Here is a 2,292-nt window from a genome sequence, read left to right as displayed (position 1 = left end):
AATTGCAGATTCGCTTAATACACATACCCAGAGTAAGGGATACCGGCCAACAGATGACGAAATGAATGAAATCACTGGTGTTTGAAGGTAATACCTGGGAAAAGTACGAACAGTTACGCGAGCAAGACAAGCGGCTGCACAAGGCACTTCGGAAATTACTCAAAGAAATGCTTCGTTGCAAAGACCTGACTTCGGGATTGGGTAAACCAGAACCATTAAAGCATAACTTATCAGGACTTTGGTCTCGCCGCATTTCACAGAAAGACCGGTTGATATATCGATTTGACAAAATGCCTATTTATATTTTCGCTATCGGTGGTCACTACGACCAGCTTTAGTTGTTATAACGCATGAATCAGTAGCTTTTTTGCATGCGCTTGTTATGTTGTGCTCCATTTTCTATATGGATTGAGTAACAAATTTGAATTGTAATACCTTGGATCATTAGTTACCTCTTCACCTACCCAGCCAGGAATATTAAATTTATCGCTTTCCTCCGAAAGTTCAATTTCTGCAATCACTAGCCCTTTATTGTCACCATGGAATATATCGATCTCCCAAATATGTTTACCAGCTGAAATTTCATAGCGCGTTTTATCTATAAAGGGTTTCTGGCACATCTCTTCCAACATCTCTTCGGCTTCATTAATGGGAATGGCGTATTCATATTCCGATCTAACTGCGCCTTTGTTCTCACCTTTTATAGTCAAAAAAGCATTACTACCTTTAACACGAATCCGGACTACTGTTTTTACATTGCTGGCGATTGGAAAGTACCCTTGCTTTATAAGCTCACCATTATCAGGAAGGGGAATCTCGTTTAAATTTACAAGAAATTTTCTCTCTATCTCTTTAGGCATCTATACTCCCGGACAATATAACGCCCGCAACACTGGGTAATTTGGAGCGCAGCGGAAAATTGTTCCGAGTGATTGCGATTGTTAGGTGATTGCTCATTAAGACAAAACATTAACTTTTGTTATTGGTTTATTCCCGTTAAAAAAATGAGATGGATTATTTTTTTTCTTAAACATCCCCTTTAGCATAAAACCCAATATTTTAGGCATGTATGAAATTGGAAACTTTGGGTGCGCATCCTTTGGCATTTCTCCGATTGAGTATTTGCCGAAGGCCTTCATGGTGACAGGACCTAAAATTTCCATTTTTTCCTGCTCGTTATCGAATTGCATGAGTTTTACAGACACCCCAACGAATGGAACCTTCGATGAGCTCATTGTATTAGCCAATGGCATATTACAGCACGTGGTATGCCACCTATATAAGCCTTTGTTCCTTAATTGGACACAAGCAATTTTGTCTTGACCTTCAGTGATTTCCATAAACGCCGGATAGGTTTGGAGGAGCTCGCTACCGCCATGTTCATCCAATATTTTTTCCTTATTGTTTAAATGAGAGGTAAAACTTTGGCAATCACAGCAAAGGCAATGCACATGGAAAAATGATCCTGTAACTACGTTAATCTTCCCTTTAACCGTTCCGCATAAACATTTCAAATTCACTACCTCTGGCATATAGTTTCCTTATAAAATGGCTTGCTTAAGTGATAGTACTCCCTTCACCTAACGCTGAGTGAATTGGCCGCGTTGCTGCGAAATGACCTTCCCCCTTGTTTTGTACCAGTTCCTGAGAGAGTTTTTCAAGCTGATTTCCTCGCAAAGACTGCCGGTGGTTGATACCCCGGCAAACTGTGCGGCGGCATCGCCGTCTTCATGCACTTGTATGGTAGTTCCTGAAATTTAAAGCCATCTTCGAACATGACCTTTATAGTGCCGATAATCCTTTGGATACATTTTTTTGAGATGGACTTCCTCAGCCCTCGCGTGACTATGCAGTGTATATAATCCAACCAATAGGCAGACACAAGAAAAGACAGATGGCAAAGCAAGCAAGAAACCGACTTGTGCCGTAGCAATACCAAGAAACATCGGGTTGCGCGAAAACGCATTGCTCTCTGAACCCTTATTTGCGCGGCCAGAGCAGGGTCTCGTCCTGTGGGGGATAAATCTCGAGGCCGTTGGAAAAGGCCTGGAAACGGTAGTTGTAAAAGGTTGATGGCGGATAAAAAGCCAGCATTCTATTGCCGCGCACCTGCCACCAGCCGTCCTGTTCGCTACCGGCACTGTATCCGGCAGCGGCTTCGCTGGTGATACTGACATGGCCCGAGCTGGTGATGCTGCCGTCCGCGCCCAGACGAATGCCGGATTCGGAGTAAACGCCGACCGAGGATTGAACGTCGCCGGAATAGGCGGTGCCGGTGGAATAGTCGCCAAT

General features: G+C 43.4%; 4 protein-coding genes. 1 reads left to right on the top strand and 3 read right to left on the bottom strand.

Going from position 1 to position 2,292, the window contains the following annotated elements; translation table 11 throughout:
- The first annotated feature begins 65 nt into the window (after nt 1-65).
- Nucleotides 66-338 (top strand): Txe/YoeB family addiction module toxin, encoded by a 273-nt coding sequence (locus Q0X72_RS13700; RefSeq protein ID WP_297766557.1) that lies wholly within the window; start codon nt 66-68, stop codon nt 336-338.
- 42 nt (nt 339-380) lie between these two features.
- Here Q0X72_RS13700 and Q0X72_RS13695 read toward each other — a convergent pair whose 3' ends face one another.
- The 3 genes from Q0X72_RS13695 to Q0X72_RS13685 form a co-directional block, all read right to left on the bottom strand.
- A complete protein-coding gene (locus Q0X72_RS13695) occupies nt 381-860 on the bottom strand; it encodes a CYTH domain-containing protein (RefSeq protein WP_297766555.1) in 480 nt (159 codons plus the stop codon).
- 96 nt (nt 861-956) lie between these two features.
- Complete coding sequence (locus Q0X72_RS13690) at nt 957-1,532, bottom strand: DUF6151 family protein (protein ID WP_297766553.1); 576 nt, start codon at nt 1,530-1,532, stop codon at nt 957-959.
- A gap of 448 nt (nt 1,533-1,980) precedes the next feature.
- The coding region (locus tag Q0X72_RS13685) for a hypothetical protein (RefSeq protein WP_297766551.1) at nt 1,981-2,292 on the bottom strand (312 nt) is incomplete at its 5' end.

The sequence above is a fragment of the uncultured Muriicola sp. genome (assembly GCF_947258935.1).
Lineage (GTDB): Bacteria > Bacteroidota > Bacteroidia > Flavobacteriales > Flavobacteriaceae > Muriicola.
Note: the sequence above shows the minus strand (reverse complement) of the source record. Positions and strands in the feature narration are given on the sequence as shown.